At 62.0% G+C, this 17,218-nt stretch carries 16 protein-coding genes; 2 read left to right on the top strand and 14 right to left on the bottom strand.

Annotated elements, in window-relative coordinates; translation table 11 throughout:
• Positions 1–8: 8 nt before the first annotated feature.
• The 7 genes from ACJ8IN_RS04450 to ACJ8IN_RS04420 form a co-directional block, all read right to left on the bottom strand.
• Complete coding sequence (locus ACJ8IN_RS04450) at positions 9–1,220, bottom strand: NAD(P)/FAD-dependent oxidoreductase (RefSeq protein WP_060425281.1); 1,212 nt, start codon at positions 1,218–1,220, stop codon at positions 9–11.
• Positions 1,217–2,158, bottom strand: a complete 942-nt coding sequence (locus ACJ8IN_RS04445; RefSeq protein ID WP_060425283.1) for a VOC family protein — start codon at positions 2,156–2,158, stop codon at positions 1,217–1,219. The genes ACJ8IN_RS04450 and ACJ8IN_RS04445 overlap by 4 nt, the downstream gene beginning before the upstream one ends.
• Before the next feature lie 109 nt (positions 2,159–2,267).
• Positions 2,268–3,062 (bottom strand): IclR family transcriptional regulator, encoded by a 795-nt coding sequence (locus ACJ8IN_RS04440; RefSeq protein ID WP_004937625.1) that lies wholly within the window; start codon positions 3,060–3,062, stop codon positions 2,268–2,270.
• 37 nt (positions 3,063–3,099) lie between these two features.
• A complete protein-coding gene (locus tag ACJ8IN_RS04435; protein WP_060425284.1) occupies positions 3,100–3,855 on the bottom strand; it encodes an SDR family oxidoreductase in 756 nt (251 codons plus the stop codon).
• Positions 3,852–4,895, bottom strand: coding sequence for an aromatic ring-hydroxylating oxygenase subunit alpha (locus ACJ8IN_RS04430; RefSeq protein WP_033649620.1), 1,044 nt, complete (start codon positions 4,893–4,895; stop codon positions 3,852–3,854). Before ACJ8IN_RS04430 ends, ACJ8IN_RS04435 begins: the two co-directional genes overlap by 4 nt.
• A gap of 20 nt (positions 4,896–4,915) precedes the next feature.
• Positions 4,916–5,224: a recombinase-like helix-turn-helix domain-containing protein gene (locus ACJ8IN_RS04425; RefSeq protein WP_004937617.1), complete on the bottom strand. Its 309-nt coding sequence runs from the start codon at positions 5,222–5,224 to the stop codon at positions 4,916–4,918.
• A gap of 2 nt (positions 5,225–5,226) precedes the next feature.
• Entirely contained in the window at positions 5,227–5,544 is a 318-nt protein-coding gene (locus ACJ8IN_RS04420; RefSeq protein WP_004937614.1) for a non-heme iron oxygenase ferredoxin subunit, read from the bottom strand.
• Positions 5,545–5,942: 398 nt separating this feature from the next.
• On the opposite strand from ACJ8IN_RS04420, the gene ACJ8IN_RS04415 reads away from it, so the two are divergent.
• On the top strand, positions 5,943–7,184 hold the full coding sequence (locus tag ACJ8IN_RS04415) for an MFS transporter (RefSeq protein WP_060425287.1): 1,242 nt from the start codon (positions 5,943–5,945) through the stop codon (positions 7,182–7,184).
• Between the two features lie 109 nt (positions 7,185–7,293).
• On the opposite strand, the gene ACJ8IN_RS04410 is transcribed toward ACJ8IN_RS04415, so the two are convergent.
• The 3 genes from ACJ8IN_RS04410 to speA form a co-directional block, all read right to left on the bottom strand.
• Positions 7,294–7,446: a Hok/Gef family protein gene (locus tag ACJ8IN_RS04410; RefSeq protein ID WP_033638576.1), complete on the bottom strand. Its 153-nt coding sequence runs from the start codon at positions 7,444–7,446 to the stop codon at positions 7,294–7,296.
• A 335-nt stretch (positions 7,447–7,781) separates the two neighbouring features.
• Entirely contained in the window at positions 7,782–8,702 is a 921-nt protein-coding gene (gene speB, locus ACJ8IN_RS04405; protein ID WP_004937606.1) for an agmatinase, read from the bottom strand.
• Positions 8,703–8,896: 194 nt separating this feature from the next.
• Positions 8,897–10,873, bottom strand: coding sequence for a biosynthetic arginine decarboxylase (speA, locus tag ACJ8IN_RS04400; protein WP_033649617.1), 1,977 nt, complete (start codon positions 10,871–10,873; stop codon positions 8,897–8,899).
• Positions 10,874–11,782: 909 nt separating this feature from the next.
• Between speA and metK the strand changes: the two genes are divergently transcribed.
• Entirely contained in the window at positions 11,783–12,937 is a 1,155-nt protein-coding gene (gene metK, locus ACJ8IN_RS04395; RefSeq protein WP_033654692.1) for a methionine adenosyltransferase, read from the top strand.
• A gap of 124 nt (positions 12,938–13,061) precedes the next feature.
• Here the strand turns inward: metK and ACJ8IN_RS04390 are convergent, their stop codons facing one another.
• The 4 genes from ACJ8IN_RS04390 to fhuC form a co-directional block, all read right to left on the bottom strand.
• Positions 13,062–13,214, bottom strand: coding sequence for a Hok/Gef family protein (locus tag ACJ8IN_RS04390; protein WP_039567912.1), 153 nt, complete (start codon positions 13,212–13,214; stop codon positions 13,062–13,064).
• Between the two features lie 312 nt (positions 13,215–13,526).
• Positions 13,527–15,515, bottom strand: coding sequence for a Fe(3+)-hydroxamate ABC transporter permease FhuB (gene fhuB, locus ACJ8IN_RS04385; RefSeq protein WP_308326026.1), 1,989 nt, complete (start codon positions 15,513–15,515; stop codon positions 13,527–13,529).
• Positions 15,512–16,420 (bottom strand): Fe(3+)-hydroxamate ABC transporter substrate-binding protein FhuD, encoded by a 909-nt coding sequence (gene fhuD, locus ACJ8IN_RS04380; protein ID WP_060428808.1) that lies wholly within the window; start codon positions 16,418–16,420, stop codon positions 15,512–15,514. Before fhuD ends, fhuB begins: the two co-directional genes overlap by 4 nt.
• Positions 16,420–17,217, bottom strand: coding sequence for a Fe3+-hydroxamate ABC transporter ATP-binding protein FhuC (gene fhuC, locus ACJ8IN_RS04375; protein ID WP_033649613.1), 798 nt, complete (start codon positions 17,215–17,217; stop codon positions 16,420–16,422). Before fhuC ends, fhuD begins: the two co-directional genes overlap by 1 nt.
• Position 17,218 lies beyond the last annotated feature (1 nt).

The raw sequence follows: 17,218 nt of genomic DNA, 5'->3' as shown, positions 1-17,218 counted from the left end.
TTCGGGCGTTATTTCAACGCCATCAAAGAAAACTCCGCATCCGCCAGCTGCTGCGGATCCAGCACCCGGCCGCTCGCCAGCCAACGCTTGCCGAGCTTGATGGTGCGCGCATCGTTGAACGCCACCATCTGCACCAGCTGCCGATCGGCGTTCAGCGTGAAGAACACCTGCGACTGCGGCGTGCGGCGCACCACATGGTGCACGCCGCCGCTCGGCACGCCGAGGATCTGGATATTGGCGTCGTATTGATCCGACCAAAGCCAGGCCACGTCGTCATACGGTGCGGCGAAGGCGTCGAGCATCGCGCAGGCGGTGCTGATGGCCTGATTTTGCGCGTAGGCCCAGGACTGCAGGCACAGGCCAAGCGTCGGGTGGCGCGCCACGTCGCCGGCGGCGAAGATCGCCGGATGGCTGGTGCGCCCCTGGCCGTCGACCACGATGCCGGACTCGATCGCCAGCCCGGCGCTGCGCGCCAGTTCGAGATTCAGCTCGACGCCGATCCCCACCACCACCAGGTCGAAGGCCTGCGGATCGCTGACTTCGCTGCCGATCCAGGCGGCGCCGTCGCGATCTTCCAGCGAGATCTCGCCGCAGCCGCACAGCACCGTGACGCCCTGCCGGCGATGCAGTTCGAGCAACGCCTGTGAAACGTCGGCGCCGACGCTGCGCATGCACAGCGCGGGCTGGCGTTCAAACACCGTCACCTCGGCGCCGAGACGGCGCGCGGAAGCGGCGATCTCCAGCCCGATCCAACCGCCGCCAACGATCGCCAGGCGGCGGCAACCCTGCAGGCCCTGCCGCAACCGAGCCGCATCGTCCCAGGAACGCAGCGTCATCACACGCGGGTGCTGCGCCCAGGCGGCGCCCGGCAAACGCGGCCGACCGCCGGTGGCGATCAGCAACTGCTCAAACTGCAGCCGTTGCCCGTCGCTGAGCGTAACGATTTGCTGTTCTGCATCGATGGACTCGGCGCGCAGCGGGCGACGCCAGTCGATATTCAGCTCCGCCACCGCCTGTTCGCTGAACAGTCGGCTGAGGGAAGCCTCGGCATTCAGCAGCGCCGCTTTCGACAGCGGCGGCCGCTCGTAAAAATCGTAGGGTTCGTCGCTGACAACCGTCAGCCGGCCGCTGTAACCGCGATCGCGCAGCGTCTTGGCCGCCCAGCCCCCGGCCTGGCCGCCGCCGACGATGACGATGCCCGCGTGTTCCGGCCGGTTCATAACGCCTCCGCCTTTTTATGCTGACGGCGCGTGTCGTGATCGATGCCGCCCTCTACCGCCCATTCGGTGAAGGAGACCAACGAATGCTCCAGCTCGCGCGGCTGCCAGTTTTCCGTCAGATAATCGTCGTTGGTGTAGTACTCGAACGCCCCGCCGGTCGGGCTGTTGACGTACCAGAAATAAGCCGAGGAGATCGGGTGGCGGCCGGGGCCGATAAAGGTGCTCCACTTCTCCTTGTTCATGGCGATGCCGCCGCCGATCACTTCGTGGATATCGCGCACGGTGAACGCCACGTGGTTCAGGCCGCGTGGGCGGTTCGGCAGCTTCAGCAGGAACAGGTTATGGTGGCCGCCGCGCGCCTGGGTACGCAGGAAGACGGCGCGATCGATATAGCGATCGGAAACCTGGAAATCCAACAGCTCGCGGTAGAAGCGCTCGGTCGCCGCCAGATCCTCAACGAAGAACACCACGTGGCCGATGTTGATCGGCTGCGCCTGCGCATAGACCGGGCTGGGTTGATCGATGCGGCGCACGTCACCCCATTGGTTGATCGGCGTGACCGGCACCTCGACCGCCTGCTGGCGGCTGACGACGAAGCGCAGCGTCATGCCGTTGGGATCGAGGCATTCCAGCTCTTCTCCCACCTGCCGGAAGCCGGGCATCAACGCCAAACGCGGCTGCAGGCGCGCCAGCTCGGCGGGCGAGGCCACGCCCCAGGTCATGCGGCGCAGGGTAGAACCGCCCTCAAACGCCGCAGGCAGCGCCGCGCTTTGCAACGGATACAGGACGACACGCGCCCCGCTCAGGGTGGTGAATTCGCGCTGCGGTTCGCCCCAATGTTGCGTGGCGGGCTGCAGGCCGAAGTCTTGCATGAATTTTTCGCAGGTTGGCAGATCTTCGACGCCAAACTCCAGTTTTTCGATTCCGATTACGCTCATTGTTCAGCCTCACGTTCTCGCTGCATACGGTTTTCAGGCATGAGTGAACCCCGGCCCCTGTTTGCTACGGGCCTTATCCCTGCCTGAGTAAAAGAGTCGGTCCTGTCGGTTAGCCGACGTTGGCCTGCGGCGGCGCGCCGAGGAAGCCGGAAATTTTCTCCGCCGCGTCGCGCACTTCCATGCGCAGCCGCTCGCGATCCGCTTTCGGGATCTCATCGGACGGCACCATGATGCTGACCACCGCCTCGACCCGCTGCTCGCGGTTGAAGATCGGGTAGACGATCGAGGAGATGCCGTGGCGGAAGAACGATTCGCCGATCACATAGCCGCGCGCTTTGTCTTGCTGCACCATCTGCCACAGCGTTTCGCGATCCGCCGGGGTGCCCGGCGCATTGCCCGGCAGCTGCGCGTCCGGATAAAGTTGTTCGAACTCGCTGCGGGTGGCGCTGGTCAACAGCATGCGGCCGAGCGAGGTTTGGTGCACCGGCAAGCGGGTGCCGACGCTGACCTGATTGATCTGCGAACCGGCGGCGCTGACGCGGGCGATGTAGATAACGTCGCGCCCATCGCGGATCGCCAGATGACTGCTGCACTGGCTGCGATCGCGCAGCTGCTCAATCACCGGCTGGCCGGCCTGCGCCACGTCCAGCGACGCGATGTATTCAAAGCCGAGGCGCAGCACCTTGATGCCGAGCGCAAAGGTGTTGGTGCGCGGATTGCGCTCCAGAAAGCCCAGGTGCTCAAGCGTCTGCACCACGCGGTAGGCGGTGGCCTTCGGCATATCGACCAGGCGATGCAACTCGGCGAAGGTCATTTCCTTATGCTGCTCGCCAAACGCCAGCAGCAACTGCAACCCGCGATCCAGCCCCGGGATCAGATACTTACATGCTTGCTCGTCCGCCATCTCTCGCTCCTGCGCTGTGCGCCAGCCCTGCGGGCCGTCAGTTGAATACAAAGCCGCCGTTGACCGGCAGCAGTTGGCCGGTGACGAAATCCGCCAGCGGCGACAGCAGATAAAGCACCGTACCGTTCACATCGTCCGGGTGCTGCGCCCCGGCCAGCGCGCGCCCCTGCTCGTACAGCTGATGGCGCTCGGCGGGCACATACTCGGTGGCTTCCACCCGCGTCAGGCCCGGTGCGATGGCGTTGACGCAGATCCCCTGCGGGCCCAGCTCGCGCGCCATCGAGCGGGTCATCGCGATCAGCGCGCCTTTACTGGCGACATAGGCCATCAGGCGCGGCGCGCCCCACAGCGCAGTGTCCGACGCCACGTTGACGATCTTGGCGTGCGGGCTGCGCGCCAGCAGCGGCACCGCCGCCTGGCTCACCAGCCAGGTGCCGCGCACGTTGACCTGCATCACCCGATCCCACAGATCGATATCGTATTCCATCATGGTTTTGCCGCCGACGCCGGTCGCCAACGCCGCGTTGTTCACCAGGCCGTCGATTCCGCCGCCTGCGGCGATCTTCTCGAACGCCGAACGGATCGAATCCGGTGACGCTAGATCGATGGTCTGCATTTCCACCTGAGCGCCCTGCTCACGCAGCGCGGCGCCGCTCGCCGCCAGCTCATCCGCCAGAATGTCGCACATCACCACCTGCGCGCCGGCGGCGGCGATGGCGGCGGCGAAGCTGTAGCCCAGGCCGCGCGCTGCCCCGGTGACCACGATGCGTTTGCCGTTCAACAGGCCGTTCACTGCGCCGCCTCCCGCTCGCGCAGCGTCGCCAGCTGTTTCTGCGCCTCTTTTTGCATCAGGCGGCGCAGGCGCGAAAGGCCGACGTCGTGCTGGTACAGGTATTCGCGGCCGCGGGCGTTAGGCGCCATATTTTCAAGCACGATGCGATCCTGCTCGAGCACGTCCCAATGCAACGATTCCAGGCGGTTGCGGTACATGAAGCGCCACATGTCGCGCTGCCAGTCTTTGACCTTACGGATGCGCCAGAAGAATACCCGGCAGTGATCCTTGTCTTCCGGCACCACCATGCCGATGATCCAGAAGTGACCACCCGGCCCGAAGCGCTTTTTGTACGGGATCGACAGGCGCATCCAATACGCGCCGCTGTTGCCGAACTCCACCCAGTCGAAGTTGACGCCAATCTGGCCGTTTTTCTTGAAGATAAACCCGCTGTCGGTCGGCTCCAGCCCCATATCCGCCTTGCGGTCCCCTTCCGCCATCGAGTGCGAGGAGGAGTGCAGGTAGGTGCCGTGCATCGGATCCATCACGTTTTCCAGGGCGTATTGGTAGTTGCAGTTCCAGCTGGCGGTGCACAGGAAATTGCTGTACGACGCTTCGTCCGCCAGCTCTTGCGGGAAAGTCAGCTCCGCCGGCGCTTCATCCGCCGTCACGCCGAAATAAAGGAACACCGCGCCGTAGGCTTCTTTGGCCGGGTAAGACCGCAGGCATTTTTGCCCCACCAGCGGGCAACGATCCACCGCCGGCACGTCTTTCACCGTGCCGTCGCCGCCGACCTCCACCCCGTGATACCAGCAGGCGATGCGATCGCCGAGGTTCCACCCCATGGAAAGCCGCGCGCCGCGGTGCGGGCAGCGGTCTTCCAGCGCGTGGATCTGGCCTTCACCGTCGCGCCACACCACGATTTGCTGCTCCAGACGGGTGATACCGACCGGATTGTTGCCCACTTCCCAGCTGGCCAGCACCGGATACCACATGCCGCGCAGCCCCTGGTCAAGATAGTCCTGCAAGCTCTGTTCGGAGGATGTTGTATTTGCTGTCATTGTCTTCTCCCGGATGTGGCTCAGAAACCGTTAACGTGAAGGAATTCGCGGAACGTCGCCTCATTCCACGGTTGGCCGCTGCGATCGAACAGGCGGCGCTGATTCAACGCGCTGACGATCTGCTCCAGCTCTTCCGCGCCCTGATCGAAGATCGTTTCCAGCGCCGCCACCAGGGCGGTTTCGAAACCGTCCGGCACCCGGGCGCGGTTTTGCCAGATGACATTGCGGAACTGGCCCGGCTGATGGATTTGACCGTTGCCGCCTTCGCGGGCCGGCGTCACCTGTTGGGTGTCCGGCAGCCAGGGATTGAAATCGGTGATGTGCTGCATGATTACTCCTCCGCGATAAAGGTGATCTGGATTTGGTTGTCGACCACCCGGGTGGGATAGGTTTGCAGATCGCGGCCGCCCGGCTCGCGCAGGCACTGGCCGGTGCGCACGTCAAACAGCGCTTCGTGCAGCGGGCACTCAACCTTGCCGTCGTCTACAAACCCCTGGCTGAGCAAGGCATAGGCATGCGGGCAGACGTCTTCCAGCGCGTAGTAGTTACCGTCGAGCAGGTATACCCCGATCTCTTTTCCTTCCACTTTGCCGGAAAAAGGAAAATCTTCTTTCACCTGAGACACTTCGCACACATTCTTCCAGCTCATTGCTTTTATCCTCTATCTGATTGTTTCATATATGAAACTCAGTTTCTTATTTAATACATTCACTATAAGTATGGCGAAACTTTCGTCAAGCGAGCGGAACGGCAAATGTTAATGAAAGGTTGTTTAAAAATGACAAATGCGGGAAGGATCACGAAATAATGCACCGATATGAAAAACCTATGTCAGTTGTGCGCTCCCCTGCTAATTTATGGCAAAAAACGCGTTGATTCCGACGACGCATTGCGCGTAAAAGTGTTTTCTCTCTGTCTTTCACACCCTATTTGATAACAATAAATTTACATCAATCAGCCTCATCCCCCGCGTTTGCGCTAACTGGCATCCTCGGGTGAGTTTGCTGCTGCCTGAATTCGTCAACCGCTCGCACTGAGGAACGCGCCGTGCAACAACGTCAACGCTGGTTTGGAGTGATCGCCCTGCTGTTTCTGATCGTTATCGCCTATGCGGATCGGGTCAATATCGCCGTGATGTTGGTCAATCCCGACTTCCTGCAACACTTCCAACTTGGCGGTGACCGCGCTCACCAGGGCACGCTGATGACGGTGTTTTTGCTCGGCTACGGGCTGTCCGCCATGTTGCTGACGCCGTTTCTGGAAACGCTGATGGGCTACCGCCGCGCGCTGACGCTGAGCGTGGTGCTGTGGGCGCTGCTCACCGCCGCCTCGCCGCTGGCGGGGTCGCTGATGCTGCTGTGCGTGGTGCGCGCGCTGCTTGGCGTCAGCGAAGGGCCGCTGTTCTCGCTGAAGACCATGTACATCGGCGACCATTTCGCCGCCGACGAGCGCGGCAAGCCCAACGCGGTCAGCGCGCTGGGCGTTTCGTTGGGGCTGGTGCTCGGCTTTCCGCTGGTGAGTTTTCTGATGGCGCACTTCGGTTGGGCGATGTCGTTTCACCTGCTGGCGCTGCTCAACCTGCTGCTGGGGCTGGCGCTGGTGCGGCTGTTCGTTCACCCGCTCCCCTTATCCTCATCTTCACGCCCTGCCGATCCGCAACCGGTGCTGAGCCGCGTCTGGCGCACCTTTGCACTGGCCTGGCGCACGCCGATGCTCTGCTGGATCCTGCTGATCGAGATCGCCACGCTCAGCTACCTGTGGGGCTCCAGCGCCTGGCTGCCGGCGTATCTGACCGATGAAAAGGGTTTTTCCATCAAACAGATGGGCTGGATGGCCGCGCTGCCTTTCATCGTCAGCATCGCCTCCAAATACCTCGGTGGCGTATTGCTCGATCGTATCCGCCCTTATCAGGCGCCGCTGATCTTCGTCTGCGGCGGCGCAGCGACCGCGCTGTGCATTTATGGCGTGATGCACAGCCATCAGCTTGGCTGGATCGCCTTCTTCCTGCTGGCGGCCAACGCCTGTTGGGGGGCGCAGGGCGCGGCGATACCCACGCTGCTGCAACATTATGCGCGGCCGGAGGCGGTCGGCAGCGCCTATGGGCTGATCAACGGCATCGGCAATCTGTTCTCGGCGTTTGTGCCGATGGCGATGGGCATGGTGATGGCCAGCCAGGGCAAGGTGTCTTCAGGCTTTGCAGTGCTGATCGCCTCGCAGCTGCTGACGCTGCTGGCGGGCGGCGCGCTGTTTGGCCGCATGTTGCTGGCACAGCAGATGAAGCGGGCATAAACCCGTTTCTCTGCCCTGTGCGGCGGAAAACCGAAAGCGTTGAGAGGGTGCTCGTGGATCTGGACGCCAACAGCCAGCAGACGGGGAACATCCCCGTCGCCGGGTTGCCTTACCGTTCGGATTCGTAAGCCAAAATGGCCGCAACCTCCGTATTGCCCGATCGGATCCGCAGCTCACACAGCGTGCTGCGAGTTATCCATGCCAGTGATATTACCGTGGCACAAATAACCACCAATTTTAACAGGCTCCGTTTGTTCGGCATCATGCCTTCTTCTCCTTGCCTCGCGGCGGGTAAGAGGCTAACTTAACGTTGTCTGGCGTTAGAGTTGGCCTCGGGTTGATGGATATCGACTCGGGGCTTTTCTCTTTGTACCTTTCACGCAGGCTCCAGATACAAAGATCCAGAGCACCCGCGCGCAGTATATTCATCCTCTCCGTTGTCCCGTTTCCTTTTCTCTGACTCAGTTTCATTTCTGCGCAGGATTGCGCAAAGGCGTTGCAACGGACTGAAAAGGGCAGCGCGGATGGCGACAAATGAAATAAAAAAAGCGGCTCCATACGATGGGAGCCGCTTTTTCAGCGAAGAGTGGCCTGGCGTCAGGCGTGTTTCTTGGCCGCCTGCAGGTACAGCATCTCCAGGCCCAGGGTCGCCGCGGCCAGCGCGGTGATCTCGGACTGGTCATAAGCCGGCGCCACTTCCACCACGTCCATGCCGACGATGTTCAGCGACTGCATGCCGCGCACCAGCTTCAGCGCGCGATCGGAGGTCAGGCCGCCGATCACCGGCGTGCCGGTGCCCGGTGCGAACGCCGGATCCAGGCAGTCAATGTCGAAGGTCAGATACACCGGCATATCGCCGACGATGCCCTTGATCTGGGTCAGCAGGTCGTCCACGCTGCGATCGTTCACCTGCGCGGCGTCCAGCACGGTAAAACCGTTGTCATGATCGAACTCGGTACGGATGCCAATCTGCACCGAGTGATGCGGATCGATCAAGCCTTCGTTCGGGGCATGGTAGAACATGGTGCCGTGGTCGAACTTGCTGCCGTTGGCGTAGGTATCGGTGTGGGCGTCGAAGTGCACCAGCGCCAGCTTGCCGAAATGCTTGGCGTGCGCGCGCAGCAGCGGCAGGGTCACGAAGTGGTCGCCGCCGAACGAGAGCATGCGCTTACCGGCCTTCAGCAGTTTCTCCGCGTGCGCCTGCAGCTTGTCGCTCATGTCTTGCGCGTCGCCGAAGTTGAACACGATATCGCCGCAGTCAACCACGTTCAGCCGATCGCGCAGATCGAAGCTCCACGGCCAGCGGTTGCCTTCCCAGGCCAGGTTGGTGGACACCTGACGAATAGCCGCCGGGCCGTGACGGCCGCCAGCGCGACCGGAGGTCGCCATGTCAAACGGAATGCCGGTGATGACCCACTCTGCATCGCTGTCGTAAGGCATGAAGTTCAGCGGAAAGCGCAGGAAACCAAAGGCGTTGGACACTAATGAATTATCGGACTGATGGCCTAAGGTGCTCATAGTAAACCCTCGTAGTTCAACAAGTTGCCGGGCGCAGACGCCGGGCCGTTACAAAAAAAAATCCCTCCCGCGTCGTTAGCCCGACGAGAAAGGGATTTGTTCGATGTTTGTTTCGGTGCTACCGATACGGCTGATTATGGCCGCATTTTATCCATGCTTCAAGGGGGCCGATATCGCCCCCCTGAAGAGGGCAGTTACTCGTCTTCCAGATACGTGTAGCCGTACAGGCCGGCTTCAAACTCTTCCAGGAATTGCGCCTGCAGCTCGCTGTCCAGATCGGTTTCTTTGACCTGATCGCGGAACTTGGCCAGCAGCGCACCCGGATCGAGCTGCACGTACTCCAGCATGTCCGCCACGGTGTCGCCCTCGTCGGACAACTCGGTCTCGACGCTGCCGTCCGGGAACACGTACACGTCAACCGAGGCGGTGTCGCCGAACAGGTTGTGCATGTTGCCGAGGATCTCCTGGTACGCGCCGACCATGAAGAAGCCCAGCGCCGGCGGGTTCTCCGGATCGTACGGCGGCATCGGCATGGTGGTCGCCACGCCGTCGCCGTCGACGTAATGGTCGATAGTGCCGTCGGAATCGCAGGTGATGTCGAGCAGCACCGCACGGCCTTCCGGCGGCTTATCCAGCCCTTCCAGCGGCAGCACCGGGAACAGCTGATCGATACCCCAGGCATCCGGCATCGACTGGAACAGCGAGAAGTTGACGTAGAACTTGTCCGCCATGCGCTCTTGCAGCTCGTCGATGATTGGACGGTGCGCGCGATTGCTCGGATCGAGCTGCTGCTGGATCTTGTTGCAGATGTTCAGATACAGCTGCTCGGCCCAGGCGCGCTTGGTCAGATCCAGCATGCCGTGCGCGTATTGGGTATGCACGTCGTGCAGATCCATCTGGCTGTCGTGCAGCCATTCGCGCAGCGAGCGGCGGTTCTCCGGCTCGTTCATTTCCAGCCAGGTTTCCCACATGCTTTCCAGCGCGCGCGGCGCGTCGGCTTCCGGCGGCAACGGTTCGCTGAATTCGTTGCGCTCGACGCCGATCACGTTGGAAACCAGCACCGTATGGTGAGCGGTCACGGCGCGGCCGGACTCGGTGATCACCGTCGGGTGCGGCAGGCCGTGTTCGTTACAGGCATCGCCGATACCCCAAATCACGTTGTTGGCGTATTCGTTCAGGCCGTAGTTCACCGAGCAGTCGGACTGCGAGCGGGTGCCTTCGTAGTCGACGCCCAAGCCGCCGCCCACGTCGAAGCACTGAATGTTTACGCCCAGCTTGTGCAGTTCAACGTAAAAGCGCGCCGATTCGCGCACGCCGGTGGCGATATCGCGAATGTTGGCCAGCTGCGAGCCCAAGTGGAAATGCAGCAGTTGCAGGCTGTCGAGACGGCCCGCTTCGCGCAGGGTCTCCACCAGCTTCAGCACCTGCACCGCCGCCAGACCGAACTTGGATTTTTCGCCGCCGCTCGACTGCCATTTGCCGGAGCCCTGCGACGCCAGGCGCGCACGCACGCCCAGGCGCGGCACCACGTTCAGCCGCTCAGCCTCTTCCAGCACCAGGTTGATCTCGGACATCTTCTCGATCACCAGGTACACCTTGTGCCCCAGTTTTTCTCCGATCAGCGCCAGGCGAATATATTCACGATCTTTATAGCCGTTACAGACGATCACCGAGCGGGTCATGCCGGCATGCGCCAGCACCGCCATCAGCTCGGCCTTGGAGCCGGCTTCCAGCCCCAGCGGTTCGCCGGAGTTCACCAGCGACTCAATCACGCGGCGATGTTGGTTCACCTTGATCGGATACACCAGGAAATAGCCGCCCTGGTAACCGAAAGACTCACGCGCGCGTTTGAACGCGGCGTTGATCGAACGCAAGCGATGCTGAAGGATCTGCGGGAAGCAGAACAGCGCAGGCAAACGTTGGCCGTCTTGCTGGCGCGTTTTCACCAGTTCTGCCAGATCGACGCGCGCCTGCGGGACATCCGGGTCCGGGCACACGCTGATATGGCCCAGCTCGTTGACGTCATAGTAATTGTTGCCCCAGTAGGCGACGTTATAAGTACGCAGCATCTTGCTGGCATTACGATCATTCATGGCAACCTCCTGCATGGAGCGCAAAGATAAAGACTCGCCCGCAACCGGCGGGCGGTGAATCAACAGATCATCAGACATGGTTCGCCTCACATTCCGCACTGACGAAACCGTCAGCCACTATCGCAGCTACCACCCGCGAGAACAACCCAACAAGCCGCGCTGGCGGCAGCGAAGAGAACCGCCGTTCGCGGTCAGCGATCGGTTTATCACTCATATAATTGTAAGACACCCTGTTCAAACCTCGTGAATCGGGCCAAGAAACATCCCACAGGAAGGCTGCAGGCTACCCTTGTTCAGTTCTTCAGACGACCGTTAGCCGGCCCGAGAATCCTGAGTAGCGGCCAAGTGTTTATCGCACCTGGTAAGTGACAAAGAGACAAGACGGGAAATAGCAGAAGAATGTGCGCCAGAACGGCACTGCTGTTGGGAACCAACAACCGGTAGACAACGGATCATTAATCCAACCACCTCCACGCGCGCCGTTCGGAGTGAACGACCAAGCCTCTAAAATAGTGTAAGAACGTGACCGTTCGATGAAGCGGCGGCGCTCACGGCGAACGCCTGCGACGGATAATAGCGCAACGGCGGCGAATGCAAAGCGGAAGTTTATCGCGCCTTCCCCCACTCAAGACCGCCGTACTGTGCAGCAAATGAACCGCGCGCGCAGTTTATACCGATAAGCAGGTGAAAAAGCAAAATGAAAATTCGCCGAAAACTGTTTCAAGCGATGAAAATGGCGCCAACCCGTTTGCGCAAAAGAGCGAAAGCGCAAAAAATTACTGGCAATCTGGCTAAACCCTGACCTAAAATAGACGTCCAGATGTTAATCCATCTATACTGGTTAACTGATAAACTGCTTAACGGCTTTGCCTGAGGGGCGTTGCAGGATGCATCTCGCGCCATCAGCGGAAGACCCTTCGCTTTGATGCCGGATCTCCAGCGCTGTGCAGTAATTTCTAACCCGTCTTATGCAAGGTAAAGAACACAATGGCTAAACACCTCTTCACGTCCGAATCCGTCTCCGAAGGACATCCCGATAAAATCGCCGATCAGATCTCCGATGCCGTCCTCGACGCCATCCTGGAACAAGATCCGAAGGCGCGCGTCGCCTGCGAAACCTACGTGAAAACCGGCATGGTGCTGGTCGGCGGTGAAATCACCACCAGCGCCTGGGTCGATATCGAAGAGATCACCCGCAAGACCGTGCGCGAGATCGGCTACGTTCATTCGGACATGGGCTTTGACGCCAACTCCTGCGCAGTATTGAGCGCCATCGGCAAACAATCCCCTGATATCAATCAGGGCGTTGACCGTACCGATCCTCTCGAGCAGGGCGCCGGCGATCAGGGCTTGATGTTTGGCTACGCCACCAACGAAACCGACGTGCTGATGCCGGCCCCGGTGACCTACGCGCACCGTCTGGTGCAGCGCCAGTCCGAAGTGCGTAAAAACGGCACCCTGCCGTGGCTGCGTCCGGACGCGAAGAGCCAGGTGACCTTCCAGTACGACGACGGCAAAATCGTCGGCATCGACGCCGTGGTGCTGTCCACCCAGCATTCCGAAGACATCGCGCTGAAAGATCTGCAAGAAGCGGTGATGGAAGAGATCATCAAACCGGTCCTGCCGGCGGAATGGCTGACGGCGGGCACCAAATACCACATCAACCCGACCGGCCGTTTCGTTATCGGCGGCCCAATGGGCGACTGCGGCCTGACCGGCCGTAAGATCATCGTCGACACCTACGGTGGCATGGCGCGCCACGGCGGCGGCGCCTTCTCCGGTAAGGATCCGTCCAAGGTTGACCGTTCCGCGGCCTACGCGGCACGCTACGTGGCGAAAAACATCGTTGCCGCCGGCCTGGCCGATCGTTGCGAAATCCAGGTGTCTTACGCTATCGGCGTAGCGGAACCGACCTCCATCATGGTGGAAACCTTCGGTACCGAGAAAGTGCCAACCGAACAGCTGACGCTGCTGGTGCGCGAATTCTTCGATCTGCGCCCATATGGCCTGATCCAGATGATGGATCTGCTGCAGCCGATCTACCGCGAAACCGCTGCCTACGGCCACTTCGGCCGCGAGCACTTCCCGTGGGAAGCGACCGACAAAGCCGCGCTGCTGCGCGATGCCGCCGGCCTGAAATAAGCCCCGACATCAACATGAAAACGGCGAGCCCTGGCTCGCCGTTTTTTTTTGAGCGGATGGGTGCTCTTGGATCAACGCATCGACTGCCGGCAAGCGGAGGCAAAGCCCCCGCCGCCGGGTTGCCTTACCGTTCGGATTCGTAAGCCAAAATGGCCGCAACCTCCGTAGTGCCCGCTCGGATCCGCAGCTCACACAGCGTGCTGCGGGTTATCCATGCCAGTGATATTACAGTGACACAAATAATCACCAGTTTTAACGGGCTGCGTTTGTTCGGCATCATGCCTTCTTCTCCTTGCCTCGCGGCGGGTAAGAGGCTAACTTAACGTTGTGACGCGTTAGAGTAGGCCTCGGGTTGATGGATATCGACTCGGGGCTTTTCTCTTTGTACCTTTCGCAGAAGCTCCAGAGACAAAGATCCAGAGCACCCGCCCGCAGTATATTCATCTCACCGCCACGCCTCGCGTTCCTTTTCGCACGCAATATCGTTTTTGCGCATCCGTTCGCAGCGCCTTGCAACATCATGAAAAATAAAAAAAGGCCCAGCAACGCTGAGCCTTTGATGACAGAGAAAACGCAGCCGAGACGCCGCTTACGAGGTCTGCTTACGCAACAGATACACGAAGTACGGTGCACCGATAAAGGTCGCCAATAACCCGGCGGGGATCTGATACGGGAACAGCAGCATCCGTCCGCACCAGTCGGCAAACACCATCAGCAAGCCGCCCAGCAGCGCGGCGATCACCATTTGCGGCAGCGCGCGGCGGAAGCCCAGCATGCGCGCCATATGCGGCGCCATCAGCCCGACAAAGCTCAGCGGCCCTACGGTCAGAGTCGCCATCGCGGTCAGGGTGGCAGCCAGCAACAGAATGCTCAACCGCGCCGGCGCCAGCGCAATGCCCACCGAACGGGCGGTGGCGCCGCCGAGCGGCAGGATGGTCAGCCAACGGCGGCACAGCGGCGCCAATACCAGCAATCCGGCGGCGATCAGCGCGGTGCGCAGCGCCTGCGCCGGTTCCACCGAATAGGTCGAACCGGAGAGCCAGGTCAGCAAGCCCCCCATACGCGGATCGCCGCTGGCCAACAGCAGGAAGATGACGGTGGTAAAGGCTGTGCTGAGCGCGATACCGGCCAGCAGCATGCGTTCGGTCGAGAAACCGCCGCGGCCTGCGGCGATCATGATGATCAGCAACGTGGCGGCCGCTCCCAGACTGCCGGCGGGCAGCAGCCACACGAAGGCGTCGCCCGGCACCATAAACAGCATCATCACGACGCCAAAAGCGGCGCCGGAGCTGATGCCCAACACTTCCGGGCTGGCCATCGGATTGCCGGTCAACTTCTGGATCAGCGTGCCGGCGACCGCCAGCATCATGCCCGCCGCCAGCGCCGACAACACCCGCGGCCAGCGCCACGGCAGCAGAGCGTCCAGTTCCACGCCCAGGCTCCAGTGCCAGCCGCCGGCATTTTTGCCCAGCATCAGCGCCAGCGCCAGGCCGATCAGCAACACGAGGCCGCCCACCAGGATCCAGCCGGGCAGATTCCCGCGTTCGGCAGGCACCTTGTCGCCGAGGTTCATCGGCGGCGGCGTGGCGGCGCTGCGCAAACGCGGCAGCAGCCACAGCAGCAGCGGCGCGCCGAACAGCGCGGTGGCCGCGCCGGTCGGGATCTCGTGCCACACCTGCGTTACCCCGAGCATCACCTGATCGGTCAGCCACAGCAACAGCGCCCCCAGCAGCGGCGCCAGCATCATGCGGTGCGCCAGGCGGCGAGCCCCCAACATCTTCGCCATCAGCGGTGCAAACAGGCCGATAAAGCCGATAACGCCCACCGCGCTCACCAACATGGCGCTGAAGATGATGGCCACCCCCAAAGCACAGAAGCGCGCCATCGACAGCCCTAACCCCAGGTTGCGCGCCACACCGTCGTCCAGCCCCAGCAGCGTCAGCGGGCGCAGCAACAGCGCCGCTAACAGGCCAGCCACCAGCAAACGCGGCAGGAGGAACTGCACGGCGCTCCAGTCCTGTTGGTTCAACGCGCCGGTGCCCCACAGGAACATGCCCTGCAGCTGATCGTAATTAAACAGCGCCAACAGGCTGTTGACCGCGCCGCAGTACAGCCCCAGTACCAGCCCGGCCAGAATCAGCGTGACCGGCGACATCCGTTTGCCCCAGGCGACGCCGAACACCAGCCCGCCCACCACAATCGCGCCCACCATAGCGGCCAACTGGCGGGTAAACTCACCTCCCGGCAGCACCCACAGCGTGGCGATGGTCAGGCCAAGCTGCGCGCCGGCGGCGACGCCGAGCGTCGGCGGCTCCGCCAACGGATTGCGCAACACCTGCTGGAACAGCACGCCGACCAACCCCAGACCGGCGCCGGCCAACAGCGACACCGTCAACCGCGGCAACAGGCTGTAATGGAACAGCATTTGCCGCACGTCGTCGATGTCCGGCGCGCTGAGCGCCCGCGCCCATTGCGCCGGCGGCAGCTGCTGCGCCAGGTTGTATATCGTCAGGCCACCTGCCGCCGCCAGCAACAGCAGGATCAGCGTCAGCGGCAATTTCCGGATGCCCGAACTCATGACGCACTCTCCTGAGCCTGCGCCAGCAGGCGGCAAAACCGCATCGTCGACAGCGTAGCGCCATAGAACCACACCGCCGGCACCTGCCGCAGCTGGTTTTGCCGCACGAAGGGCAACGACTGCCACAGCGGCGTCGCGCTGACCTTGTCCATCATCGCCTGATTACCGTGATCGAGATAGATGACCCGGGCATTACGCACCGTGGCCAACCGTTCAATGCCCACCACCGCCGTGCCCCAGAAATTGGTTTCTTCCTGCCAGGCGTTGCGGATGCCCAGTTGATCCATCGCCTCCTGGAACAGGCTTTTCTGGCCGATGATCAACGCATGGCGCGTGTCGATCAGCGAAAACAGCAGCAGCGGTTGCCGGGTGTAGCTTTGCAGGCGCTGACGCGCGTCCTGCATAAAGCGGTCAAACTGCGCCAGGTGCTGTACCGCGCGGCTTTCTATGCCCAATCGTTGCCCCAGCGCCATCAGCGACTGGCGGGCGACGGTCAGCGGTTTGCCGCTGCCGTCGTTGAAGCCAAAGCTCATGGTTGGCGCGATGGGTTGGATTTTTTGCGGCGTTGGGCCATAGCCTTGCGACAGTAACACCAGCGAAGGCTGAAGCTGCTGCAGCAGTTCGAGGTTAGGTTCGGTGCGCTGGCCGACGTCGACCACCGTCGCCGGCAGCTTCGGCTCCGCCACCCACAGGTTGTAGTTATGCACATCGGCCACCGCCAGCGGCGTCACGCCCAATGCCAACAGCAGTTCGATCGGCAGCCATTCCAGCGCCGCAACGCGGGCGATATCCGGCGGCGCATCCGCCGCTCGGCCGGGCAACGAGCCCAACAGCGGCGACAGCGCCAGCGCCATCAACAAACGGCGGCGCAGCGGATCGTGAGAAGAAGTGAATGCAGAGAACATCAGTAGACAAAACTCACCGGCGCGCCGCCGCTCGGGTGCGGCAACGTGCCCATAGGAATACCGTAAATTTGTTCCAGCACCGGCCCCTGCATCAGTTCCAGCGGGCCGCCCTGGGCGATCATTTCACCGCCGCGCAGCGCCACCAGATGGTCGCAGTAGCGTGCCGCCATGTTGATGTCGTGCAGCACGGCGATCACCGTGAGATCGCGTTCGCGGCTCAGGCGCTGGATCAGCGCCAGCACCTCGACCTGGTGCGCGATGTCCAGCGCCGAGGTCGGTTCGTCAAGCAGCAGGCAGCGGCTGTCCTGCGCCACCATCATCGCCAGCCAGGCGCGTTGGCGCTCGCCGCCGGAGAGGCTGTCCACCAAGCGGCTGGCGAACGGCTTCAGCCCCACCAGCGCGATGGCCTCCTCCACCAATTGGCGATCGTTGGCGCCAAAACGCCCCAGCGCGCCGTGCCACGGATAGCGGCCGACGGCCACCAGCTCGCGCACCGTCATGCCTTCCGCCGCCGGCAACTGCTGCGGCAGGTAGGCCACCTGGCGGGCGAAGGATTTGCTGTCCCACTGCGCCAACGGCTGCCGATTGAGCAAGACCTGACCGCCGCTGGGCGCATGATGCCGCCCGAGCAGTTTCAACAGGGTGGATTTACCGGAACCGTTATGGCCGATCAGGCCGCAGACTTTGCCCTGGGGAAAACTGAGCGACAGCGGTTGCAACAGCACCCGGCCGGGGACGGCGAAGCTGGCGTTATCCAGCGCGAAGGTCGCGCCGGGATTAAGAAGTTTGTCCTGCATA

This window comes from Serratia sp. CY31944 (assembly GCF_052169175.1).
GTDB classification, from domain to species: Bacteria; Pseudomonadota; Gammaproteobacteria; order Enterobacterales; family Enterobacteriaceae; genus Serratia; species Serratia sarumanii.
Note: the sequence above shows the minus strand (reverse complement) of the source record. Positions and strands in the feature narration are given on the sequence as shown.